At 68.9% G+C, this 21,766-nt stretch carries 22 protein-coding genes and 1 riboswitch; of the genes, 7 read left to right on the top strand and 15 right to left on the bottom strand.

Features of this window, described 5'->3' with window-relative positions; all coding sequences use genetic code 11:
- The gene (locus tag MQH10_RS14310) at nt 1-738 is read left to right on the top strand and encodes a hypothetical protein (protein WP_242564711.1); all 738 of its coding nucleotides are present in this window, start codon (nt 1-3) and stop codon (nt 736-738) included.
- On the opposite strand, the gene MQH10_RS14315 is transcribed toward MQH10_RS14310, so the two are convergent.
- A complete protein-coding gene (locus MQH10_RS14315) occupies nt 735-1,346 on the bottom strand; it encodes a glutathione S-transferase family protein (RefSeq protein WP_242564712.1) in 612 nt (203 codons plus the stop codon). The two genes, MQH10_RS14310 and MQH10_RS14315, sit on opposite strands and share 4 nt — an antisense overlap.
- Before the next feature lie 125 nt (nt 1,347-1,471).
- A complete protein-coding gene (gene uvrA, locus MQH10_RS14320) occupies nt 1,472-4,369 on the bottom strand; it encodes an excinuclease ABC subunit UvrA (protein ID WP_242564713.1) in 2,898 nt (965 codons plus the stop codon).
- A gap of 291 nt (nt 4,370-4,660) precedes the next feature.
- Between uvrA and MQH10_RS14325 the strand changes: the two genes are divergently transcribed.
- Nucleotides 4,661-5,233 (top strand): hypothetical protein, encoded by a 573-nt coding sequence (locus tag MQH10_RS14325; RefSeq protein WP_242564714.1) that lies wholly within the window; start codon nt 4,661-4,663, stop codon nt 5,231-5,233.
- Nucleotides 5,179-6,504, top strand: coding sequence for a DUF885 domain-containing protein (locus MQH10_RS14330; protein ID WP_242564784.1), 1,326 nt, complete (start codon nt 5,179-5,181; stop codon nt 6,502-6,504). The genes MQH10_RS14325 and MQH10_RS14330 overlap by 55 nt, the downstream gene beginning before the upstream one ends.
- Nucleotides 6,505-6,560: 56 nt before the next feature.
- Here the strand turns inward: MQH10_RS14330 and MQH10_RS14335 are convergent, their stop codons facing one another.
- Together MQH10_RS14335 and MQH10_RS14340 are read right to left on the bottom strand one after the other, a co-directional pair.
- On the bottom strand, nt 6,561-6,773 hold the full coding sequence (locus MQH10_RS14335) for a hypothetical protein (RefSeq protein WP_242564715.1): 213 nt from the start codon (nt 6,771-6,773) through the stop codon (nt 6,561-6,563).
- Between the two features lie 139 nt (nt 6,774-6,912).
- Nucleotides 6,913-7,353: a VOC family protein gene (locus tag MQH10_RS14340; RefSeq protein ID WP_242564716.1), complete on the bottom strand. Its 441-nt coding sequence runs from the start codon at nt 7,351-7,353 to the stop codon at nt 6,913-6,915.
- Between the two features lie 211 nt (nt 7,354-7,564).
- Between MQH10_RS14340 and MQH10_RS14345 the strand changes: the two genes are divergently transcribed.
- Nucleotides 7,565-8,716, top strand: a complete 1,152-nt coding sequence (locus MQH10_RS14345) for a tetratricopeptide repeat protein (RefSeq protein ID WP_242564717.1) — start codon at nt 7,565-7,567, stop codon at nt 8,714-8,716.
- A gap of 103 nt (nt 8,717-8,819) precedes the next feature.
- Here MQH10_RS14345 and MQH10_RS14350 read toward each other — a convergent pair whose 3' ends face one another.
- Both MQH10_RS14350 and MQH10_RS14355 read right to left on the bottom strand, forming a co-directional pair.
- Nucleotides 8,820-9,635 (bottom strand): enoyl-CoA hydratase/isomerase family protein, encoded by an 816-nt coding sequence (locus MQH10_RS14350; RefSeq protein WP_242564718.1) that lies wholly within the window; start codon nt 9,633-9,635, stop codon nt 8,820-8,822.
- On the bottom strand, nt 9,635-10,408 hold the full coding sequence (locus MQH10_RS14355) for an SDR family NAD(P)-dependent oxidoreductase (protein ID WP_242564719.1): 774 nt from the start codon (nt 10,406-10,408) through the stop codon (nt 9,635-9,637). Before MQH10_RS14355 ends, MQH10_RS14350 begins: the two co-directional genes overlap by 1 nt.
- A gap of 151 nt (nt 10,409-10,559) precedes the next feature.
- Between MQH10_RS14355 and MQH10_RS14360 the strand changes: the two genes are divergently transcribed.
- Nucleotides 10,560-11,684, top strand: a complete 1,125-nt coding sequence (locus tag MQH10_RS14360) for an acyl-CoA dehydrogenase family protein (RefSeq protein WP_242564720.1) — start codon at nt 10,560-10,562, stop codon at nt 11,682-11,684.
- 11 nt (nt 11,685-11,695) lie between these two features.
- Entirely contained in the window at nt 11,696-12,949 is a 1,254-nt protein-coding gene (locus MQH10_RS14365) for an acyl-CoA dehydrogenase family protein (protein ID WP_242564721.1), read from the top strand.
- Between the two features lie 199 nt (nt 12,950-13,148).
- Here MQH10_RS14365 and MQH10_RS14370 read toward each other — a convergent pair whose 3' ends face one another.
- The 4 genes from MQH10_RS14370 to ada are packed head-to-tail and all read right to left on the bottom strand — an operon-like array spanning nt 13,149 to nt 16,710.
- On the bottom strand, nt 13,149-14,381 hold the full coding sequence (locus MQH10_RS14370) for a dipeptidase (RefSeq protein ID WP_242564722.1): 1,233 nt from the start codon (nt 14,379-14,381) through the stop codon (nt 13,149-13,151).
- A 59-nt stretch (nt 14,382-14,440) separates the two neighbouring features.
- Nucleotides 14,441-14,911, bottom strand: coding sequence for a DUF1203 domain-containing protein (locus MQH10_RS14375; RefSeq protein WP_242564723.1), 471 nt, complete (start codon nt 14,909-14,911; stop codon nt 14,441-14,443).
- An 18-nt stretch (nt 14,912-14,929) separates the two neighbouring features.
- A complete protein-coding gene (locus MQH10_RS14380; RefSeq protein ID WP_242564724.1) occupies nt 14,930-15,664 on the bottom strand; it encodes a 2OG-Fe(II) oxygenase in 735 nt (244 codons plus the stop codon).
- Entirely contained in the window at nt 15,661-16,710 is a 1,050-nt protein-coding gene (ada, locus tag MQH10_RS14385) for a bifunctional DNA-binding transcriptional regulator/O6-methylguanine-DNA methyltransferase Ada (protein ID WP_242564725.1), read from the bottom strand. Before ada ends, MQH10_RS14380 begins: the two co-directional genes overlap by 4 nt.
- Before the next feature lie 243 nt (nt 16,711-16,953).
- On the opposite strand from ada, the gene MQH10_RS14390 reads away from it, so the two are divergent.
- The gene (locus tag MQH10_RS14390; protein ID WP_242564726.1) at nt 16,954-18,552 is read left to right on the top strand and encodes an ABC-F family ATP-binding cassette domain-containing protein; all 1,599 of its coding nucleotides are present in this window, start codon (nt 16,954-16,956) and stop codon (nt 18,550-18,552) included.
- Here the strand turns inward: MQH10_RS14390 and MQH10_RS14395 are convergent.
- From MQH10_RS14395 to MQH10_RS14415, 5 genes are all read right to left on the bottom strand, one after another.
- Entirely contained in the window at nt 18,512-18,946 is a 435-nt protein-coding gene (locus MQH10_RS14395) for a PaaI family thioesterase (protein WP_242564727.1), read from the bottom strand. The genes MQH10_RS14390 and MQH10_RS14395 overlap by 41 nt on opposite strands.
- Nucleotides 18,946-19,443 carry a 6,7-dimethyl-8-ribityllumazine synthase gene (locus MQH10_RS14400; RefSeq protein ID WP_242564728.1) on the bottom strand — a complete coding sequence of 166 codons (498 nt, stop codon included), beginning with the start codon at nt 19,441-19,443 and terminating at the stop codon, nt 18,946-18,948. Before MQH10_RS14400 ends, MQH10_RS14395 begins: the two co-directional genes overlap by 1 nt.
- 85 nt (nt 19,444-19,528) lie before the next feature.
- Nucleotides 19,529-19,697: riboswitch (FMN riboswitch) on the bottom strand.
- A 122-nt stretch (nt 19,698-19,819) separates the two neighbouring features.
- The gene (locus tag MQH10_RS14405; RefSeq protein ID WP_242564729.1) at nt 19,820-20,263 is read right to left on the bottom strand and encodes a flagellar basal body protein; all 444 of its coding nucleotides are present in this window, start codon (nt 20,261-20,263) and stop codon (nt 19,820-19,822) included.
- The gene (locus MQH10_RS14410; RefSeq protein WP_242564730.1) at nt 20,260-20,592 is read right to left on the bottom strand and encodes a rod-binding protein; all 333 of its coding nucleotides are present in this window, start codon (nt 20,590-20,592) and stop codon (nt 20,260-20,262) included. Before MQH10_RS14410 ends, MQH10_RS14405 begins: the two co-directional genes overlap by 4 nt.
- A complete protein-coding gene (locus MQH10_RS14415) occupies nt 20,592-21,698 on the bottom strand; it encodes a flagellar basal body P-ring protein FlgI (protein WP_242564731.1) in 1,107 nt (368 codons plus the stop codon). The genes MQH10_RS14410 and MQH10_RS14415 overlap by 1 nt, the downstream gene beginning before the upstream one ends.
- Nucleotides 21,699-21,766: the final 68 nt, after the last annotated feature.

Below are 21,766 nucleotides of genomic sequence, written 5' to 3' on the forward strand. Positions count from 1 at the left end.
ATGGCCGCGCTGCACGCCTCGATCGCCGCCGCCCACGGATTCGACCTCATCAAGCGCGAGCCGCGCGCCGCGGCCGTCTGGGTGCTGATCTCGGCGCTCGCCGCCGTCCTGCTGGTCTGGGCCTCAGGCCAGGGCGCGGCGGTCCACATGGTCGCCATCGCGGTCAATCTGCTGGTCGGCCTGGCCGTGACCGGGGCCGCCTATCGCGCCTTCCTGCGGCCGGACGCCCGGCGGCTGGCCTATCTTCGCCTGGGCGCCGACGAACAGAGGTTGCTGGCGGTCGCCGTCGCCTGCCTGGCCCCCGCGGTGCTGATCATCGCGCCGCTCTCCCGGTTCGCCCCCGGGCCCCCGGTCCTGGCGGCCGCGTCCGCGCTGCTGGCGCTGTGGGCCTGGTACGCCCTGCGCCTGACCCTGGCCGGTCCCATGAGCTTCGAACAGGGCGGGTTGCGCCTGCGCCAGGCCTGGCCGCTCAGCCGCGGCATGGCCGGCAAGCTGCTGCTCTCCCTGCTGCTGGTGCTGGTCTTCCTGGTCCTGGCCGCCATGGGCCTGGGCGTCATTTTCCTGATCGTCAGCGTCCTGATGACCGTGGCCACGGGCCAGAAGTCGCTCGCTGAGCTCGGCCCCGTGGCCAACCTGGTCAACGCCGCCCTGCAGGGCGGATTGAGCGCCGTGGGGCTGGTGCTGCTGGCCGGGGTGGCGGTCACCGCCTATCAGACGGCGACCGCGCCCAAGTCCTAGGCGTCGGCGCTCGGCCGCGCCTTCATCCGCGCGCGCCAGGCGACCAGGTTTTCGAACTCTTCCTCAACCGGCAGGCCGATCCAGTCGGCGAAGTCGACCGTCGAGAGCAGGCAGATGTCGGCCATGGTCAGGCTGTCGCCGACCACGAACTCATGGCCCGCCAGTTCCCGGTTCAGCCACTTCTGCGCGCCCTTGTAGGTCTCGCGATTAGACTCCCCGAAGTCCTTGTACTGGGTGAGCAGCGCCGCCGTGCGCGGGTGGGCGTGGCGCCAGAAATTGCCGACGGGCGTCATGACCGTGAACTCGATCCGGCGGATCCACATGTCGACCAGGGCCTTCTCCACCGCCGTGGTCCCGAACAGGGGCGGGGAGGGGTTGGTCTCCTCGAAATAGCGGCAGATGGCGACCGTCTCGGAGATGCAGGTCCCGTCGTCCAGCTCCAGGGTGGGGATCTGGCCCATGGAGTTCTTGGCGCGGAACTCCTCGCTCTTATGCTCCCGCTTCATCATGTCGATCTTGGTCTCGGGCAGATCGATTCCCTTCTCGACCAGGAACATGCGCACGCGGCGCGGGTTCGGCGCCGGCATGGGCGCGCCATACAGGATCATGGGTGTCCTCCCTATTCTTCAAACAATCGGGGGAGGCTATTTCAAACAATTGTTTGAGGGAAGATGGCGCGCAATCTATTTCGCGTCGGCGATTTGACTCCCTCCCCATGAAGGGGAGGGAGATTTTACGCCCCGACCCGTTTGCGCCGCTCGCCGCGCCGCTGGGCGTGGCGTTCGAGGAGTTCGGCGAGATAGCGGCCCGTCCAGCTGCGGGGGATGGCGGCGACCTGTTCGGGCGTGCCTGTGGCGACGATCTCGCCGCCGCCGTCGCCGCCCTCGGGCCCGAAGTCGACCAGCCAGTCGGCGGTCTTGATGACATCGAGGTTGTGCTCGATCACCACCACAGTGTTGCCCTGGTCGACCAGCTCGTGGAGCACCTCGAGCAGCTTCTTGATGTCCTCGAAGTGCAGGCCGGTCGTGGGCTCATCCAGAATGTAGAGGGTCTTGCCGGTAGCCCGGCGTGACAGCTCCTTCGACAGCTTCACCCGTTGGGCCTCGCCGCCCGAGAGCGTCGTCGCCTGCTGGCCCACCTTCACATAGCCCAGCCCCACCTGCTGCAGGGTGGCCATCTTCTCGCGGACCGGCGGCACGGCCTTGAAGAACTCGAAGGCCTCGTCGACGGTCATGTCCAGCACGTCGGAGATCGACTTGCCCTTGAACAGGATCTCCAGGGTCTCCCGGTTGTAGCGCTTGCCGTGGCAGACATCGCAGGTGACGTAGACGTCCGGCAGGAAGTGCATCTCGATCTTGATCAGGCCGTCGCCCTGGCAGGCCTCGCAGCGGCCGCCCTTGACGTTGAAGCTGAACCGCCCCGGTCCGTAGCCGCGGGCCTTGGCCTCGGGCAGGCCGGCGAACCAGTCGCGGATCGGCTGGAAGGCGCCGGTATAGGTGGCCGGGTTCGAGCGCGGGGTGCGGCCGATCGGCGACTGGTCGATGTCGATGACCTTGTCGAACTGCTCCAGACCCTCGATGCGCTCATGCGGGGCCGGGGCGTCGGAGGCGTTGTGCAGCCGCCGCGCGGCGGCCTTGTAGAGGGTCTCGATGGTGAAGGTCGACTTGCCGCCGCCCGACACCCCGGTGATGCAGGTGAAGGTGCCCAGCGGGATCTCCGCCGTCACATTCTTGAGGTTGTTGCCGGTCGCGCCGATGACCCGCAGCACCTTCTTCTTGGAGATCGGCCGGCGGTCCTCCGGCACCTCGATCTCGCGCACGCCCGACAGATACTGGCCGGTGATGCTCTTGGGATTGGCCATGATATCGGCCGGCTTGCCCTCGGCCACGATCTCGCCGCCGTGGACGCCGGCGGCCGGGCCCATGTCGATCACATAGTCGGCGGTGAGGATCGCCTCCTCGTCATGCTCGACGACCAGCACGGAGTTGCCGAGGTCGCGCAGGCCCTTGAGGCTGGTGAGCAGGCGGGTGTTGTCGCGCTGATGCAGGCCGATGGAGGGCTCGTCCAGCACATAGAGCACGCCCGTCAGGCCCGAGCCGATCTGGCTGGCCAGGCGGATCCGCTGGCTTTCGCCGCCGGACAGCGTGCCGGAGGCCCGCGACATGTTCAGATAGTCGAGGCCGACGTTCACCAGGAACCGCAGGCGATCATTGATCTCCTTCAGGATCCGCCGGGCGATCTCCATCTGCTTGGCGGTGAGCACGTTCTCCAGGTTCTCGAACCATTCGCCGGCGTGGCGGATGGAGAGCAGGGAGACCTCACCCACGTGGCGGCCATCGATCTTCACCGCCAGGGCCTCGGGCTTCAGGCGGAAACCGTGGCAGGCCTCGCAGGGGGTCTCGGACTGGTAGCGGCCGAGCTCCTCGCGCACCCAGGAGGAATCCGTCTCGCGCCAGCGACGCTCCAGGTTCGGCAGCACGCCCTCGAAGGTCTTGTTGACCTCGTATTTGCGGGCGTTGTCGTCATAGATGAAGTGGATCTTCTGGGTTCCGGACCCGTAGAGCACCACCTTCTTAGCCTCGTCCGGCAGCTTCCACCACGGAACATCCATCGAGAAGTCGTAGTGGGCGGCCAGAGCCTGCAGGGTCTGGGTGTAAAGCGGCGAGGGGCCCTTGGCCCAGGGCGAGATCGCGCCCTTGTGCAGGGTCTTGTCCTTGTCCGGCACCACCATGTCGGCGTCGAAGGCGAGCTTCATGCCCAGGCCGTCGCAGACCGGGCAGGCGCCATAGGGGTTGTTGAACGAGAACAGCCGGGGCTCGATCTCGCTGATCGTGAAGCCGGAGACCGGGCAGGCGAACTTCTCGGAGAACAGGATGCGGCGCGGTTCGGCGTCGCCCTCGGGCTTGTCGGCCCATTCGGCCACGGCGATGCCGTCGGCCAGCTTCAGGGCGGTCTCGATCGAGTCGGCGTAGCGGCTCTCCAGGCCCGGCTTGGTGACCAGCCGGTCCACGACGATGTCGATGTCGTGCTTGAACTTCTTGTCGAGGGTGGGGGCGTCCTCGATCGGATAGAACTCGCCGTCGATCTTCAGGCGCTGGAAGCCCGCCTTCTGCCACTCGGCGATCTCCTTGCGGTACTCGCCCTTGCGGCCGCGGATCACCGGGGCCAGCAGATAGATCCGCTCGCCCTCGGGCAGCATGGTCAGCTTGTCGACCATCTGGCTGATGGTCTGGCTTTCGATGGGCAGGCCGGTGGCCGGCGAATAGGGCACGCCCACCCGCGCCCAGAGCAGGCGCATATAGTCGTGGATCTCGGTGACCGTGCCGACGGTGGAGCGCGGATTGCGGCTGGTGGTCTTCTGCTCGATGGAGATGGCCGGCGACAGACCCTCGATCAGGTCCACGTCCGGCTTGCTCATCAGCTCCAGGAACTGGCGCGCATAGGCCGACAGCGACTCGACATAGCGCCGCTGGCCCTCGGCGTAGATGGTGTCGAAGGCGAGCGAACTCTTGCCCGATCCCGACAGCCCGGTGAGCACGACCAGCTCGCCGCGCGGGATGTCGACATTGACGTCTTTCAGATTGTGCTCACGCGCGCCGCGCACGCGGATGAAGTTCAGCTGTTCGGCCATGATTTCCTGGAACGCTCTTCCCCGCCGAGGACGCCCGCGGGACCGCCTAATGTAGTGTCGGGACTCACAGATAACACAGGAACAATAAGTGAACAAATCCCGCGCCCTGGCCCGCGCGACGTGATCTGGCGCGCGGGCAGGCGATCCTGGCCGAGGGGCGGACCAAAAACTGTCAGCAGTCTGGCGCGGGGCGGCGGGATCGGTCGCGGGTGTCACAGGTTACATTCTGGTAACTAGCGCCGGCCGGGCCCCCTACCTAGGGTCCGCTTCCAGGATTCCAGGAGACGCCCCATGAGCCTCGATCGTCGCCAACTGCTGCTGAGCGGCGCCGCCGCGGGCCTCGCCACCGCCGCCCCGGGCCTGGCGCTCGCCGCCTCGGGCGATGCGGCCGCCAACGCCTTCTTCGACAAGACCTGCGTGCGGATGCTCGACGAGGCGCCCGAGTTCGCCACCAGCCTCGGCCTCGACACCGGCGCCTACGCCTGGCGCAAGTCGAAGCTATCGGACTCCTCCTGGGCCGGCGTGGAGGCCAAGCACCGGTTCTGCGAGGAGGGGCTCAAGTCCCTCAAGGCCCTGCCGGACGCCGGGCTTTCGCCGGCCGTGAAGCTGAACAAGGACGTGGTGGCCTACGCCATGGAGCTGGGTCTCGAGGCCAAGCCCTTCGCGTTCGGCGAGAACAATTTCCAGTCCGCCATGAGCGAGGCCTCGACCCCCTATGTGGTCAGCCAGCAGGGCGGGACCTATTCCGGCGCCGTGAATTCCTCGACAGCCAGCACACCATCGCCACGGCCGCCGACTGTGACGCCTATCTGGCCCGTCTGCACGGGGTCGCCGTCGCCCTCGACCAGGAGACCGAGCGCGTGAAGCGCGACGCCGGCCTGGGGGTGATCGCGCCCGACTTCATCATGTCGAACATGCTGGGCCAGATGAGCGGCATGCTGGCCGTTCCGGCCGCCGACGCCCGGTTTGTCTCCTCGCTCGCCGGCCGCGCCAAGGCCAAGGGCATTCCCGGCGACTGGTCGGGCCAGGCGACCAAGATCGTCTCCAGCGAGATCTATCCCGCGCTCACCCGCCAGTATGAGACGCTCAAGGCCCTGCAGCCCAAGTCGACGCACGACGCCGGCGTCTGGCGGTTCAAGGACGGCGAGGCCTATTACGGCTGGCTGCTGAAGGCCGGCACCAACACCGACATGACCGCCGAGCAGATCCACCAGACCGGGCTCGAGCAGAACAAGGCCATCGAGTCCCGGATGGACGCGATCCTCAAGGCCAATGGCCTCACCCAGGGAACGGTCGGCGAGCGGATGATCGCGCTCGGCAATGATCCGCGGTTCCTGTTCCCGGACGATGACGCCGGGCGCGCCCAGGTCCTGGCCTATCTGAACCAGCTGATCGCCGATGTGCGGCCCAAGCTCGCCACCCAGTTCAACCTGAAGCTCAAGGCGCCGGTCGATGTGAAGCGGGTGCCCGCCGACATCCAGGACGGCGCCGGCCAGGGCTATATGAACACCGGCTCGCTCGATGGCTCCCGGCCCTCGACCTACTACATCAATCTGAAGTCGACGAAGAATTGGCCGAAGTTCTCCCTGCCGTCCCTGACCTATCACGAGACCATTCCGGGCCACGCCTGGCAGGGCGCCTATCTGACCGAGACCGGCCAGTTGCCGCTGATCCGCATCCTGCTGTCGGGCTTCAACGCCTATGTCGAGGGCTGGGCGCTCTATGCCGAGCAACTGGGCGACGAGATGGGCATGTACCAGACCGACTGGGCGGGTCAGCTCGGCTATCTCCAGGCCCAGCGTTTCCGCGCCATCCGCCTGGTGGTCGACACCGGCCTGCACGCCAAGCGCTGGTCTCGCGAACAGGCGATCGACTGGGCGGTGGCCAATTCCGGCCGCACCCGCCAGGCCATGACCAGCGAGATCGACCGCTATTGCGGCACGCCCGGCCAGGCCTGCGGCTACAAGGTCGGCCACAATGAGATCAACCGCCTGCGCGACCACGCCAAGCAGGCCCTGGGTCCGAAGTTCGATATCCGCGGCTTCAACGACACGGTCGTGAAGACCGGCGCCGTGCCGATCAGTGTGTTGTCCGCCCAGATCGACGCCCTGATCGCGGCGGGCGGCAAGGCCTGATCGGGGGGCGATGGCGGAGGTTCAGCCCACTTTGCGGTAGGCTGGACCCGAACGCCTCAGACGAAGCGGAAGGTCACATTGGCGACCGTCGCGACCTGGCCTGCCCGGGCGCGGTCGCGGGCCTTCAGATGCAGGGCCATCAGCCCCTTGGGCCCATCGCCCGCCGGGATGAAGTCGATCCGCCGGTCGCCGAACCGCACGCCTGTCCCCTGCTGGTCGCCCAGGAACGTCGCCGCCGCCGTCGCCGCGATGGCGGCGGGATCGGCCACGGCCACCTCGGCGCCCAGGATGTCCTCCGCCGCGCGCGGTCGTTATAGGCGCCGTGCAGGGGATCGCCCCACCAGTTGTCCTCCGGCGTGTACTTGTAGAATTCGAACCGTGAGCCGAAGGTCTTGTAGTCGAACTGCATCAGGTGCTGGCCCCGGAAGTCCGGGATCTCGAAGGCCAGCTTGTGGCCGTTGGCGGCCGCCGCGCGAGCAGAGCGTCGTCATCATAGGTCTGCATCACCACCATGAACCCGCCGTCGCCGCCTCGCTCGGCGAAGAAGCTGTGGAGTTGGTGCGGCTCGCGAATGGGGGAGACCACCTCGATCAGGGTGGTCCCCACCCGGATCATGCGGGTCCGGAACCCGAAGGCCAGGGTCGGCTCCGGCCCCTCGCGCTTGGGCGTCGGCTCGACCTCCAGCAGGTCATAGAGCTGGCGGCAGGTCGCCTCCAGGTCACGGGCGGCGATGACGTAGTGGCGCACTCGGCTGGGCCGCACGGTTTGTCCCTCCTGCGCCAGGGCCGGCGACGCGAGCATGCCCGCGGCGAGCATCACCACGGACCGTCGATCCGGCAGGTCAACCATCGCGCCCTCCCTGGGTATGGTTATGAAAGCAACTCGATCCTAGGCGCGCAAGAGACGAGGGCAAGGCTTCTTATCTCTCCCGGAGGAGCGGCAGCCGTTGGTCGGCGTCCTGTTGCGTCGCAGTTCCCCCAAACCGGGGAGGGCGTTTGCGGCCTTGCGCCTTAGCATCGCCGTCTGGCGCGCCAGGTGCGGCGCAGGAGGAGCGGTGTTGATGGGGCGGTGGCGTTTTGGGGGCGGGGTGGGCCTCTTGGTGGGGCTGGGCCTGGGGATGGCGGCGCCGGCGTCGGCCCTGCCGCCCCAGCAGGACTATGACCGCTGCAACAACTACCAGAAGACCTTTGCCCCAGCTCAGGTGATCGCGAGCTGCACCGCCCTGGTCGAGGCCGGGGACGTGTCGGCGGAGGCGCGGTCCAGCGCCTATTCCTTCCGCGGCATCGCCCGCACCGCGGGGCAGGACTATGCCGGCGCGGTCGACGACCTCACCCAGGCGATCGCCCTGAAGCCGCAGGAGGGGGCCTATAGCGCGCGCGGCCAGACCTATGTCCGGCTGGAGAAATACGACCTGGCGGCGGCCGATTTCACCAAGGCGTCCAAGATGAACCCTGACGAGGCGGCCCATCTGCTGGAGCGGGGCAAGGTCCGCATCCTGCAGAAGGACTATGATCACGCCATCAGCGATTTCGGCATGGCGCTGGCCCTGGACCCCAAATCGGCCACGGCGTTCAGCCTGAGGGGCAACGCCTATCTGGAAAAGGGCGACCCCGACCGGGCGGTCGCCGACTACTCCAGCGCCGTGGGGCTTGATCCGAAGAACGTCGACGCCTTCATGAACCGGGGCAATGTCTATGCGAACCAGGAGAAATACCCGCTGGCGGTCGCCGACTTCACCCAGGTGATCGCCCTGGCGCCGAGCTATGCGCCGGCGGTGATGAACCGCGCGGACGCCTATTGGCGGATGGGCGACAAGGTTCGCGCCATCACTGAACATGACCGGGCGGCCGAGCTGGACCCGGACAATGTGATCTACCACGCGATACGGTGCTGGCGCCGGCTTATGGCCGACCGGGAGCTGGACGCGGCCTATGCCGCCTGCAGCCGGGCGGTGGAGCTGAAGCCCCAGGCACCGGAGATCCTGAACCTGCGCGGCATGGCTGGACTGAAGATGGCGCGGTGGCGCCCGGCCTGGGAGGACTTCCAAATGGCCCTGCAATCCGACGACACCCGCGCGGACTCCCACTACGGCAGCGGGATCGCCAGGCTGCGGCTGGGCCTGACCGAGGGCGGGGAGGCGGAGATCCGCGAGGCCAAGGAGATCGATCCGCAAGTGGCCGAGAAATTCGAGGCCATGGGGATCAAGCCCTAGCTATGGGGGCTATGGAGTCGAGCCGCCTTCCCCGGTCGAGGGGGAAGGGGCGCGACCTTCATATGCGACAGCCTTGCCGCGGCGGGGGAGGCGTCTGGACGTCTCAGCTGTCCCGCTTGGCGTAGACCGGCGTGCGCTTCTCCAGGAAGGCGCGCACCCCTTCGCCGAAGTCGCCGTCCTGGGCGCAGAGGATCTGGTTGCGGTCCTCCATGGCGATGGCGGCTTCCAGGCCATTGGCGTCGATGGCGTGGTTCAGCGCCTCCTTGGTCAGGCGCAGACCCAGCGGGGTGGCGTGCAGCATGTCGGCCGCGAAGCCGCGGGCCTCGGCCTCCAGCTGGTCGGCCTCGACGATCTTGCTGATCAGGCCCAGTTGGTAGGCGCGCTCCGCGGTGATGAACCGGCCGGTCAGCATGTACTCGGCGGCGACCGATGACCCCACCATGCGGGGCAGGAAGTAGCTCACCCCGATGTCGCAGGCCGACAGGCCGATGCGGATGAAGGCGGCGTTCATCTTCAGGCTGGGCGTGGCGATGCGCACGTCCGAGGCCAGAGCCAGGGCGAAGCCGCCGCCGGCCGCCGCGCCGTCGACGCAGGCGATGATCGGCTGGGGGCAGCGGCGCATGGCGATGACGATTTCGCTGATCCGCCGCTGGCCGGTCAGGCCCGCGCCCACGGAGCGGTCGGCGTTGTCGCCGCTGCGCTCTTTCAGATCCAGGCCGGCGCAGAAGGCCTTGCCGGCCCCGCGCAGCACCACGACGCGCACGTCGCGCCGCCAGTACAGGCCGACGAAGAAGTCGCGCAGCTCCTCGACCAGCTTGGGATTGAGGGCGTTCAGCCGGTCCGGCCGGTTCATGGTGGCGAAGACCACGTCGCCTTCGGTCACGAGTTGCAGGTGTTCGTACATGGCGGGCTCCGACATCAGCGGGTCTGGCCGCCGTCAACGGGCAGGATCGCGCCGTGGACGAAGCTGGCCTTGGGGGAGAGCAGGAAGGCGGCCGCGGAGCCGATCTCTTCCGGATGGCCGAAGCGCTTCAGCGGCACCTCGCGGTCGATCCAGCGCTTCCAGGAACTGGCGCGGGGGCCGTTGGAGCGTTCCTCCCACTCGCCGCCGGGGAAGATGATGTTGCCGGGCGCGATGGCGTTGACCCGCACATTGGCGGGGCCGGCGATCCGGGCGAGCTCCTTGGCCAGGTGATTCATGCCGGCCTTGGCCGTGCCATAGGTGAGCGGCGTGCCCAGTGCGCCAAGGCCCGCGATCGAGCTGATGAACAGGATCGCACCCTCCTGGCGGGGCGACATCAGGCGGAAGGCGCCGCGCGCCAGGCGCCAGGCCGAGCCCAGGTTCTGCGAGAAGCCCGCGTCCCAGGTCTCGTCATCGACCTCGGCGCCCAGCGGGCAGGGGTGCAGGCCGACATTGGCCACGGCCCCGAAGATGGGGCCCAGCTCAGATTCGGCCCCGGCCAGGGCCTTCTCGATGGTGGCGGTGTCGCGCATGTCGCCGGACATGGCCCACAGCCTGTCGGCGCCATACTGGGCGGCCAGCCGGGCGCGGGTCTCTTCCAGCGCCTCGGCGCCACGGGCGGTGATCGCCACCTTGGCGCCTTCCGCCAGGCAGGCCTCGACGATGCCCAGGCCAATGCCCCGGCTCGCTCCGGCGACGAAGATGACCTTGTCTTTCAGGCCCAGATCCATGTGCGTCTCCCTCGTGGCCGGTCGTGCGCCAGCCCATCACGGCAAGCTGAACGCCCGGCCGCGACGTCAGGCAAGCAGGGCTTTGACTGACCCTGGGAAAGCTCGCTCAATTGTCGCCACGAACCGCTCGAACGCGGCTGGGAGGCCTCAGGTGAACTTCGATTTTTCCGACGAACAGAAGCAGTTGCGCGATCAGGTCAGGCGTTTCCTGACCGACCAGTGCCCCAGCTCCGCCGTGCGCGCGATCCTGGAAGGGCCGGAGCCCTATGACCGCAAGCTCTATAAGGGGCTAGGCGAGATGGGCTTCCTCGGCGCGGCGATTCCCGAGGAATTCGGCGGCGTCGGCCTGGGCCATCTGGAGCTCTGCGTCATCGCCGAGGAGCTGGGCCGGGTGAATGCGCCGGTCCCGGTGCTGTCCTCGATCTATCAGGCGGCCGAGGCCCTGCTGATCGCCGGGACCGAGGCCCAGAAGGCGGCCTGGCTGCCCCGGCTGGCGTCCGGCGAGGCGGTCGCGACCCTGGCCCTGGGCGAAGGCCCCGGCAAGGTCAGCGAGACCTCGGTCAAGGCCCAGGTCTCGGGCGGCAAGCTGACCGGGGTGAAACTGCCGGTGGCGGACGGCGACAGCGCCGATCTCGCCATCGTGGCGGCGCGCGAACCCCAGGGCGTGTCCCTCTGGCTGGTGGACCTCGCCGGACCGGGCGTCAGCCGCGAGACCCTGGAGACCATCGATCCCACCCGCAGCCAGGCGAAGCTGAGCTTTGACGGCGCCCCGGTCGAACGGCTGGGCGAGGCCGGGCAGGGCTGGCGGATCGTCACCGATGTGCTGGACCGCGCCGCCATCCTGCTGGCCTTCGAACAGGTGGGCGGCGCCGACCGTGCCCTGGAGATGGCGCGCGACTATGCGCTGGAGCGCATGGCCTTCGGTCGCCAGATCGGCTCGTTCCAGGCCGTGAAGCACATGCTGGCCGACATGTATGTCTCTGCCACGCTCGCCCGCTCCAACGCCTATTACGGCGCCTGGGCGCTTTCCACCGGCTCGGCAGAGCTGCCGGTGGCGGCGGCGACGGCGCGGGTCTCGGCGACCCAGGCCTTCCAGCACTGCGCCAAGAACAACATCCAGACCCACGGCGGCATGGGTTTCACCTGGGCCTTCGACTGCCACCTGTTCTACCGCCGCGCCAATGCCCTGGCGCTCGCCCTGGGCTCCCAGTCGACCTGGGAAGACCTGCTGATCGAGCGTCTGCGCCAGCGCAACGACGCCCCCGCCGCGGCCTGAGGATCAAGATCATGAATTTCGACGACACCCCCGAAGAAGCCGCGTTCCGCTCCGAGGTCCGCGCCTGGATCGCCGCCAATGCGCCGACCCATCTGGAAGCCGAGCTGAAGCAGTCGAGCTTCGGCAATATGGGCCTCAAGAGCGAGGACCCGATCGCCGCCGCCAAGGCCTGGCAGAAGAAGAAGTTCGACGCCGGCTGGGCCTGCCTGCATTGGCCGAAGGAATATGGCGGCCGCGGCGCGACCCCGATCGAGCGGGTGATCTGGGGCCAGGAGGAGGGCGCCTATGGGACCCTCGGCGGCCTGTTCACCATCGGCCACGGCATGTGCGGCCCGACCCTGATGGCCTGGGCCCTGGAGGAGCATAAACGCAAGCTCTTGCCGGCCATGGCCTCCGGCGCCGAGGTCTGGTGCCAGCTGTTCTCCGAACCGGCCGGCGGGTCCGACCTGGCCGGTCTGCGCACCAAGGCCGAGCAGGCCACGGACGGCTCCGGCGACTGGATCATTCAGGGCCAGAAGATCTGGACCAGCGGCGCCCAGAATTCCGACTACGGCATCCTGATCACCCGGACCGACCCGAACGTGCCCAAGCACAAGGGCCTGACCATGTTCTGGCTGTCGATGAAGTCGCCGGGCATCGAGATTCGCCCGATCAAGCAGGCCAATGGCCAGTCCGGCTTCAACGAGGTGTTCTTCAACGAGGTCCGCATCCCCGACAACCAGCGGCTCGGCGCCGTGGGCCAGGGTTGGACCGTGTCGCTCACCACCCTGATGAATGAGCGCCTGTCGATCGGCTCGGGCATGCCCACCGGCTTCCCGGAGCTGTTCGACTATTGCCTGAACTTCCAGACCGAGGACGGCCCTGCCGCCGACGACCGCATGGTCCGCTCGCGCCTGGCCCAGTACGCGGTCAAGGCCAGCGGCCTGAAGTACACCGGCATGCGGGCCATCAGCGCCCTGTCCAAGGGCGAGACCCCCGGGCCTGAGAACTCGATCGGCAAGCTGGTGGCCGGGGCCACCATGCAGGAGCTGGCGATGTTCGCCCTCGACCTGCAGGGTCAGGCCGGGGTGATCCTCGATCCCGCCCACGCCGAGGCCGCCGCGCGGTTCCAGGCCATGCTGCTGCGCTCGCCCGCCACCCGGGTCGAGGGCGGCACGGACGAGATCCTGCGCAACATCATCGCCGAGCGCGTCCTGGGCCTGCCCGGCGACATCCGCGTCGACAAGGACGTCGCCTTCAAGGACATCCCGACCAGCGGGCGCTAGGCGCTGCTCCCCTTCTGGGGGCTTTCGACTAGATTGGCATCTGAAAGTTCGCGCTCCTCTCCCCCTTGCGGGGAGAGGGTAGGGTGAGGGGGTGTCAGCGCCAGCGCTTGCTGTTTGGGTTCTTGATGAGCCGAAAGACGCACACGCACAGCCGACACCCCCACCCCAACCCCTCCCCGCAAGGGGGAGGGGCTTTGGATCACTTCCCCTTCGCGGCCTCGACCTCGGCCAGGACGCGAAGGGCGTTGCCGCCCCAGATCTTGGCGACGTCTGCCTTGGTGTAGCCGGCGGCCATCAGCCGCTGGGTGATCTTAGGATAGTCGGCGACGCTCTCCAGGCCGTCGATGCCGCCGCCGCCGTCGAAGTCGCCGGAGACCCCGACATGGTCGATCCCGGCGACCTCGATCGCGTGCAGCATGTGTTTCATGTAGTCGTCGAGATTGGCGCGGGGCACCGGCCACTTGGCGTCGATCGCCTTCCTGCCGGCGATGAAGGCCTTGCGCTGGTCGGGCGTCATGTCGCGGCCGCTGAACCCGATCTGCTTCATCAGGGCCGCCATAGCCGCATCGCGCTCCGGGATGTGCGGCGTGGGCACCATGTAGTTCGAGAAGGCGTTGATCTGGATGACCCCGCCATGGGCGGCCAGGGCCTTCAAGTGCGCGTCGTCGATGTTGCGCGGATGGTCGAAGATCGCCTTGCAGCCCGAGTGTGAGAGGATGATCGGCGCCTTGGAGAGCGTCAGCATCTGGTCGAGCACCTGGTCGGAGGCGTGGGAGGCGTCGAGCACAATGCCCAGCCGGTTGGCCTCGGCCACGAAATCCTTCCCGCGGGGCGACAGCCCGCCCCATTCGGGCTTGTCCGTGGCGGAGTCGGCCAGGTCGTTATTGAGGAAGTGGACTGGCCCCATCATGCGAACGCCCAGCGCATAGAAGGCCTGCATCAGGCTGATGTCGCCGGCGACCGGCGGGCCGTTCTCCATGCTGAGGAACACGAAGCGCTTGTTCTGGGCGAGGATCGCCGGGGCGTCGGCGGCCTTGAGCGCGATGGCGAACTTGTCGCCATGCTTGGCGACCATCTCGTGGATCTCGGTGGCGCGGACCAGGCCGAAGTCGCGGGCCTGCTGGTCGCCGGCCACGCCGCGGGCGCCCTGCGGCGTGTAGATCGCGAAGAAGCCGCCATCGACCCCGCCCTCGATCATGCGCGGCAGGTCCACCTGGCTGCCGTCGACCGCATAGTCGTGGCGGTCGAGCATGTCCCAGCCGGGCACATGGAAGTTGGCCGGGGTGTCATAGTGAGTGTCCAGCACGATCGCGTCGCGATGGGCCACGGCCCAGGCCGGCAGCGGCTTTGCCTTGGGCGCCGGCTTGGCGGCGAGGGCGCCCGTGGCGCAGGCGGCCATCAGGAGGGCGAGCGGAACGGTCGAACGGCGCATGGACGATCCTTGGGAACTGATCCTGCAAGGTGAGCCCCGTCCGACCGCGCACGCAAGGCCTAGCTCCGATCGATCCGCGCCGCATAGCAGCCGCGGCCCGCATTGTGGGCGTGGAGATAGGCGGCGTCCGGATTGTCGAGCAGGCGCAGGATCAGGGGCTCGATCTCGTCCCCGGCCGCCAGATCGGCGTCGAGCATCATGCCCGCGGCGTCGAAGCTGCGCACGGAGATCGCCTTGCGCACGGTCAGGACCGGCGGAACCTCGTCGACGAACCGAGCGGTCTCGGTCGCCGCCTCCTTGACGAAGATGGCGTGGCGGCTGCGATAGGGGCTGTCGACCGGCAGGTGCTCGTGATTGAGCAGCAGCAGGGTCGCGCCGGGGCGGGCGTCGGCCAGGCTGATGCGGCAGGGAAAGCCCACCGGGGCGTCGGCCGTCATGCGCACGATGTTGCGATCGGCGAGCTCGGCGTCCGACATGCCGAACAGGGGTTGGAAGTCCGCGACCGGCAGGCCGCTGATGACGTAGGTCATGGCTGTGTCCTCGAAGGGCTAGAAGGCGTCGTGGAAGATGACGCCGAGGGTATGGCGGGCGCCGGTGCGGACTCGGCTGACCCCATGGCGCAGGGCTACGCGATAGGACCCGCGCGATCCGCTGACCGGCCGCTGATTCACGGCGAAGATCAGGGCGTCGCCCTGGCGCAGGGGCGCGACCTCGACGCGGGACTGCATGCGCGGCCGCTGTTCGGTCAGCACGAATTCGCCGCCGGTGAAGTCCCGCTCCGGCTCCGACAGCAGAACGGCGATCTGCAGCGGGAAAACGTGTTCGCCGTAGAGGTCCTGGTGCAGGCAGTTGTAGTCCTCGGGCCCGTAGCGCAGCAGCAGCGGGGTCGGCCGGACCTGGCCCGCCGCGTGACAGCGGGCCAGGAAATCGGCGTGGTCGGCGGGATAGGCGATGTCGATCCCCATCCGCCCGTTCCAGCGGTTGGCGATGGGGGCGAGCCGGGGATAGGTCGCCTCGCGCAGGGTCTGGACCAGGTCGGGCAGGGGATAGGCGAAGTACTGGTACTCGCCGCGGCCGAACCCATGCCGGCTCATCACCACCCGGCTGCGGAACCCGGCCGGGCGGTCATAGAGGGCGGTGACCTCCGCGCACTCCTGTGGGCTCAGCAGGCCCGGCAGGAGGGCGCAGCCGCGGGTGTCGAGGTCCGACTCGACGGCCGTCCAGTCGACCTGGGCGATGCGGGTTGAGAGATCGGCGGGGGAGAGGAGGGCCAAAGCGCTCACGCCGCCGCCTCCCGCTCCAGCAGCGCGCGCTTGCGCTCCACCCCCCAGCGATAGCCGGACAGCGCCCCGTCGTTGCGGACCACCCGATGGCAGGGGATGGCGACGGCGAGCGCATTGGCGGCGCAGGCCTGGGCCACGGCGCGGACGGCGCGGGGCTGGCCGATCCGCTCCGCGATGTCGGCATAGCTTGCGGTCCGCCCGGCCTGGATCTCAGTGAGCGCCTGCCAGACCCTTTGCTGGAAGGCCGTGCCGCGCACGTCGAGTGGCAGATCGAGCCCGGCGCGGGGCTGCTCCACCAGGCCCACGACCCGGGCCATGGTCGCCTCGAAGGCCGCGTCGCCGCCGACCAGCTCGGCGCGGGGGAAGCGGTCCTGCAGGTCGCGCACCAGGGCGTCGGGGTCGTCGCCCATCAGGATGGCGCAGACGCCCTTGTCAGTCGCGGCGGCGAGGATGGCGCCCAGCGAACACTGGCCGACGGCGAACCGGATGGTGGTCGCCTCGCCGCCCTTGCGGAAGCGGGTGGGCGTCATGCCCAGCACCTGGGTCGAGGTCTCGTAGAACCGGCCGCCGGAATTGAAGCCGGCGTCGTAGATCGCCTCGGTCACCGTGCCGGCGCGGCCCAGCTCCTGGCGGACGCGGGCGGCGCGATGGGCCTTGGCGTAGGCGCCGGGCGTCACTCCGGCCACGGCCTTGAACACCCGGTGGAAGTGGTGGGGGCTGAGCCCCGCGGTCCGGGCGAGGTCCTCCAGACTGGGCGGGGTCTCGGCCGCCTCGATCGCCCGGCAGGCGGCGGCGACGGTGTCGGCATAGCGTTCGGCGAGCGGCGCCTCCGTGGGTTTGCAGCGCTTGCACGGGCGGAATCCGGCCGCCTCGGCGTCCGCCGGCGTGGCGTGGAAGGCGACGTTCTCGCGCCGGGCAAGCCGGGCGGCGCAGGCCGGGCGGCAGTACACGCCGGTGGTGCGGACCGAATAGAAGAAGTCCGCGTCGGGATCGCGGGCGACGACCGCCGCCCAGCGGGTGTCGTCGAGGGGTGTCTGTGACAGCATCTCAAGCTCCTTCGGATGTCTTGAGGCCATGTCTAGGACTCCCGCCGGCGCGCCGAACTCCGGCTCTTGCTCTCAAATTCGGGACTTCCGCCCGATCCGCAAGGGTGGGGTCAGCGCCATGTCCGATTTGCGCGAGGGCGCGGCCGGGCCTATATCCAGGGTCGAGCCCTGAGGAGATCACGACCATGCGCCACGTGACGGACACCCGCCTCGTCCCGAACGTCCACGCAAATCCGGTCGCCCATGTCCGCCTTTCTCACGCTCGACGCCGTCCGCTACGCCACGCCTGACGGCCATACCCTCTTCGACAATCTGACCCTGGCCTTCGGGGCCGAGCGCACCGGCCTGGTCGGGCGCAATGGGGTCGGCAAGACCACCCTGATCCGGCTGATGCTGGGCGAACTCGCCCCGGCCTCCGGCGCCGTGACCGTGCGGGGCCGGGTCGGCGTCCTGCGCCAGGCGCTCAGCCCGCCGCCGGGCGCTCGGGTCGCCGAGTTGCTGGGCGTCGCAGATCCCCTGGACCGGCTCGCCCGCATCGCCGCGGGGCAGGGGACGGACGACGATTTCGCCGAGGCCGACTGGGCCCTGGAGTCGGACCTCGCCCAGGCCCTGGCCGATGTCGGCCTGGCGGGGCTGGATCCTGAGCGGCCCGCGGCGGAGCTCAGCGGCGGACAGGCGACGCGCGCCGCCCTCGCCGGCCTGCTGGTCTCCCGGCCGGACCTGCTGCTGCTGGACGAGCCGACCAACAATCTCGACGTCGAGGCCCGCGCCCTCGTTGCCCAGGTGCTGGCCCGCTGGAAGGGCGGGGCGATCGTGGTCAGCCACGACCGCGGCCTGCTGCGCGCCATGGACCGGATCGTCGAGCTGACCAGCCTGGGCGCGCGGGTCTATGGCGGAAACTACGACCTCTACGCCGCCCGCAAGGCGGAGGAGGAAGCGGCCGCCGCCCGCGATCTGGCCGAGGCCGAACGGTCCCTGGCCCGGGTGGCGCGCGAAAACCAGCAGGCCCGCGAACGCAAGGAGAGGCGCGACGCGGCCGGCCGCCGCTTCGCCGCCAAGGGCGGCACGCCCAAGATCGTGCTGGGGGCCATGGCCGAGCGGGCGGAGAATTCCGGCGCACGCGGCCAGCTGCTCGCCGATCGCCAGGCCGCCGCAGCCCAGGCCGAGCTGGCGGACGCCCAGTCCCGGGTGGAGCGAACCCGGCGGCTGGCCTTCGACCTGCCGTCCTGCGGCCTGCCGGCGGGGCGGACCGTGCTGGCCTTCGAGGCCGTCAGCTTCGCCTATCCGGGCGGCCCGCCCCTGATCCGCGACCTGGACCTGAGGCTGACCGGGCCGGAGCGGGTGGCCGTGACCGGCCCGAACGGCGGGGGCAAGACCACCCTGATCCGCCTGGCGACCGGCGACCTGGCGCCGTCCTCAGGCCAGGTGAGCCATGGGGTTCCGGCGGCCCTGCTGGACCAGCGCACCGCCATGCTCCGCGACGACGAGACCCTGGCCGAGGCCTTCCGCCGGCTGAACCCGGAGGCCAGCGAGAACACCGCGCGCGCGGCTCTGGCCCGCTTCCTGTTCCGCAACACGGCGGCGGATCGGCAGGTGGGATCCCTCAGCGGGGGCGAGCGGCTGCGCGGGGCCCTGGCCTGCGTCCTGAATGGCGCAAGACCGCCGCAGCTGCTGATCCTGGACGAGCCCACAAACCACCTCGACCTCGACTCGATCGCCGCGGTCGAGGCGGCCTTGCGGGGCTATGACGGCGCGATCCTGGTGGTGAGCCACGATCGCGACTTCATTGACGCCATCGGGGTCACCCGGACGCTTCGGCTGGGGTCGGACGCGAGGTCCTGAACACCGCGTTCGCCCGGGCGCAGGGCGTCCCGTCGGCGGTCACGAAGGCCAGGGCGTAGCTGAGCGTGCCCCCGGTCTTCACGAACACCGTGTCGACCTCGACCCATTGGCCGATCTGGGCCGGCGCCAGGAAGTCGACATTGAGGTTCACCGTCACCAGCCGCGCGGCGCCGCCCAGCTGCTGGCTGCAGGACAGGCCCATGGCGTTGTCGGCGAGCGCCGAGATCAGCCCTCCATGCACCATGCCCCGGCTGTTGGTGTGGGGCCGGTCGGCCCAGAGCCCGAGGACCACCTTGTCCTCAAGCTTTAGGCTGAACAGCGGCTCCCAGGGCTCGGTGAGCGGGCTGGAGCGGAAGTGCGGCTCGAACCCCTCGGGGGGAAGCGCCTGACCCATCAGGCCCCTCCTGTCAGCTTCTGCAGGCTCTCCAGGGTCTTCAGGCAGGCCTGGGCCGCCTCGACGCCCTTCTGGACGAAGTGCTCGCGGAAGAACTGCTGGTGGGTGTCGTGGTCATGGAAGTGGTGCGGGGTCAGGACCACCGAGAACACCGGGATCTCGGTGGTGAGCTGCACCTGCATCAGGGCCTGGACGACGGTGGAGGCCACGAAGTCGTGGCGATAGATGCCCCCGTCGACCACCAGGGCCGCGCCGACGATCGCCGCATAGCGGGCGGTCTTGGCGAGAGTCTGGGCGTGCAGCGGGATTTCGAAGGCCCCTGGGGTGTCGAACACATCGACGATCTTTTCGGAAAAGCCCTGGCGGACCAGCTCGGCGAGAAAGCCCTCAAGGGCCTTGTCGACGATCTCGGCGTGCCAGCCAGCCTTCACGAACGCGATGCGGGCGGGCCGATAGGCGCCGTTGGCGGTGGCGAATTCATAAGCAGCTTGGGTCATGGTCAGCTCCCAGTCGGATGAACCACGACTCAGGGAGACACCATGAGCGCCGCGCGGCCGCGCGCATGCGGCCGCCCAGCATTCAGGTGGTTCTCATAACCGGACTCTAACCGTCGGCCCCGGGATCACACCGGTGTCTGCTGTCCCCGCCTAACCTTGCGGCTGGACGGGCGCCCGCGGGCTCGTGCGGCGCATCTTGCGAGGACGCCGCCATTACCGCCGGTGGGGACTTTCACCCCGCCCTGAGAACGCGTGCCGCCGGAACAGCCCGACGACGCCCGGAAACTAGGCAGATGACGAGGCGTCAAACAAGCGTTTTAATTTGGGAGGCGAGATCAGAAATTCTCCCTCCCCATGCAGGGGAGGGAGGCGGGCGCTACGCCCGCTTGTTCAGGGTGATCGAGGTGGCCGCGCCGGGGGCGTGGACGGTCGCGCCGGGACCATAGCCCACGGCCTTGGTGCGTTGGGCGGCGACCTCGTCGGCGATGGCCCGGACCAGGCCCTCGGTGACGGTCTTGGCGGCTTCCAGCGCGCGGCCCTGGCGGGCGAGCACGGCGTCGAAGGCCTCGGTGGCGGTGATCAGCTTGGCCCGCAGGGCGAAGGGCGCGGCCGAGATCAGGCCCGGATTGGCCCGCACCCGCGCGGACTCATGGCGGTAGATATTGGCCAGCTTCGAGGTCTCCTCGATATGCGCGGCCGCATCCTGGGGACGATGCGCCTCGAAGGCCTGGGCCTCGAGCGCAATGAGTTCCGTCAGGCGTTGGGTCAGCATGATCAGCTGCTCGACGCGGTCGGAAGCGTCCGGCGCGGTTAGCGTCATGGGGTCTCCTCAGTCAAACCTTGAAGCTTCAGCATTTCCTTCTGGACGGTGGCGGCGATGCCGATCCCGCCCGAGCGCGACACCTGCTTGGCGATCGCGTCCGACATGAAGGACTTGAACATCTGTTCCCCCTGGCCGCCGCTGAAGGGGCTCTCGGTGGTGTTCACGCCCTCGAACATCTCGCCGACCATCACCGAGAGGAACGCGCTCTCGAAGTCCTTGGCGGTCTTGGCGATGTCGCCGCGCTTGGCCAGCTGGGCCGCGGTGGCCTGGGCGCCCTGGCCCTGCAGCACGCTGGGGCTGACGATGACGGGGGAGAGGCCGCCCATCACATCACCTCGATGTCGGCTTGGAGGGCGCCGGCGGCCTTGATGGCCTGCAGGATCGAGATCATGTCGCGCGGCGTCACCCCCAGCGAATTGAGGCCGGCCACCAGCGAGGAGAGCGAGGCGCCGTTGTTGAGGGTGAGCAGCTGCTTGCCCTTCTCCTCGTCCACCGAGACGCTCGACTGCGGAACAACCGTGGTCTGGCCCTGGCTGAAGGGGGCGGGCTGGCTGACGCCCGGCGTCTCCTGGACCCGGATGGTCAGATTGCCCTGGGCGATGGCGACCGTGGAGATGCGGACGTTCTCGCCCATCACCACCACGCCGGCGACCTCGTCGATGATCACCTTGGCGGGTTCATCGGTGTCGACGGTCAGGTTCTCGACCTGGGAGACGAAGTTGACCATGTCCTGGCCGGCGGGCGGCTGGATGGTGACGATGGTCGGGTTGTCGGCTCGCGCGCAGCCCGGGAAGCGGCTGTTGATGACGTCGGCGATCTTGCGCGCGGTGGTGAAGTCGGGATTGCGGAGCGTCATGCGCAGCTGGGCCATGCTGGCCAGCTGGAAGCCGATCTCGCGTTCGACGATCGCCCCGGAGGAGATCCGGCCGGCGGTCGGCACGCCCTTGGACACCGAGCTGCCCGAGGCGCCCGACGCCGAGACCGAGCCGGTCTGCACCGTGCCTTGCGCCACCGCATAGGCCTGGCCGTCCGCGCCCAGGAGCGAGGTGACCAGCAGGGTGCCGCCCTGCAGGCTCTTGGCGTCGCCCATGGCCGAGACCGTGGCGTCGATCGGCGCGCCGGCCGCAACGAAGGCCGGCAGCTTGGCGGTGACCATCACCGCGGCGACGTTCTTGGTGTTCAGATTGGCGTCGCGGGTGTTGACCCCCAGCCGCTCCAGCATCGCCTCGAGGCTCTGCTTGGTGAAGGGCGCGTTGCGGAGCGAGTCGCCGGAGCCGTTGAGGCCGACCACCAGGCCGTAGCCCATCAGCATGTTGTCGCGGACGCCCTCGAACTCCACGACGTCCTTGATGCGGGACTTCGCGAAGCTCGGCCCGGCCGCGGCGGCGGCGAAGGCGAGAACGAGACTGAACAGACGAATCGTGCGGCGCATGGAGCCCTTGGGGGGAAGCAAAGCGAACCCGCCTGCCTATGCGACGCTCATGCCAATCCGTGTGGCCT

Origin of the sequence: Phenylobacterium aquaticum (genome assembly GCF_022695515.1) — a bacterium.
Lineage (GTDB): Bacteria > Pseudomonadota > Alphaproteobacteria > Caulobacterales > Caulobacteraceae > Phenylobacterium > Phenylobacterium aquaticum.

Bases quoted from the DNA above. Each gene is read 5' to 3' on its own strand.
- MQH10_RS14410 (WP_242564730.1), bottom strand. From the start codon at position 20,592: ATGGGCGGCCTCTCCCCCGTCATCGTCAGCCCCAGCGTGCTGCAGGGC.
- ada (WP_242564725.1), bottom strand. From the start codon at position 16,710: ATGCTGTCACAGACACCCCTCGACGACACCCGCTGGGCGGCGGTCGTC.
- uvrA (WP_242564713.1), bottom strand. From the start codon at position 4,369: ATGGCCGAACAGCTGAACTTCATCCGCGTGCGCGGCGCGCGTGAGCAC.
- MQH10_RS14345 (WP_242564717.1), top strand. From the start codon at position 7,565: ATGGGGCGGTGGCGTTTTGGGGGCGGGGTGGGCCTCTTGGTGGGGCTG.
- MQH10_RS14395 (WP_242564727.1), bottom strand. From the start codon at position 18,946: ATGGGTCAGGCGCTTCCCCCCGAGGGGTTCGAGCCGCACTTCCGCTCC.
- MQH10_RS14415 (WP_242564731.1), bottom strand. From the start codon at position 21,698: ATGCGCCGCACGATTCGTCTGTTCAGTCTCGTTCTCGCCTTCGCCGCC.
- MQH10_RS14325 (WP_242564714.1), top strand. From the start codon at position 4,661: ATGAGCCTCGATCGTCGCCAACTGCTGCTGAGCGGCGCCGCCGCGGGC.
- MQH10_RS14355 (WP_242564719.1), bottom strand. From the start codon at position 10,408: ATGGATCTGGGCCTGAAAGACAAGGTCATCTTCGTCGCCGGAGCGAGC.
- MQH10_RS14390 (WP_242564726.1), top strand. From the start codon at position 16,954: ATGTCCGCCTTTCTCACGCTCGACGCCGTCCGCTACGCCACGCCTGAC.
- MQH10_RS14375 (WP_242564723.1), bottom strand. From the start codon at position 14,911: ATGACCTACGTCATCAGCGGCCTGCCGGTCGCGGACTTCCAACCCCTG.
- MQH10_RS14400 (WP_242564728.1), bottom strand. From the start codon at position 19,443: ATGACCCAAGCTGCTTATGAATTCGCCACCGCCAACGGCGCCTATCGG.
- MQH10_RS14370 (WP_242564722.1), bottom strand. From the start codon at position 14,381: ATGCGCCGTTCGACCGTTCCGCTCGCCCTCCTGATGGCCGCCTGCGCC.
- MQH10_RS14340 (WP_242564716.1), bottom strand. From the start codon at position 7,353: ATGGTTGACCTGCCGGATCGACGGTCCGTGGTGATGCTCGCCGCGGGC.
- MQH10_RS14310 (WP_242564711.1), top strand. From the start codon at position 1: ATGGCCGCGCTGCACGCCTCGATCGCCGCCGCCCACGGATTCGACCTC.
- MQH10_RS14405 (WP_242564729.1), bottom strand. From the start codon at position 20,263: ATGACGCTAACCGCGCCGGACGCTTCCGACCGCGTCGAGCAGCTGATC.
- MQH10_RS14350 (WP_242564718.1), bottom strand. From the start codon at position 9,635: ATGTCGGAGCCCGCCATGTACGAACACCTGCAACTCGTGACCGAAGGC.
- MQH10_RS14315 (WP_242564712.1), bottom strand. From the start codon at position 1,346: ATGATCCTGTATGGCGCGCCCATGCCGGCGCCGAACCCGCGCCGCGTG.
- MQH10_RS14365 (WP_242564721.1), top strand. From the start codon at position 11,696: ATGAATTTCGACGACACCCCCGAAGAAGCCGCGTTCCGCTCCGAGGTC.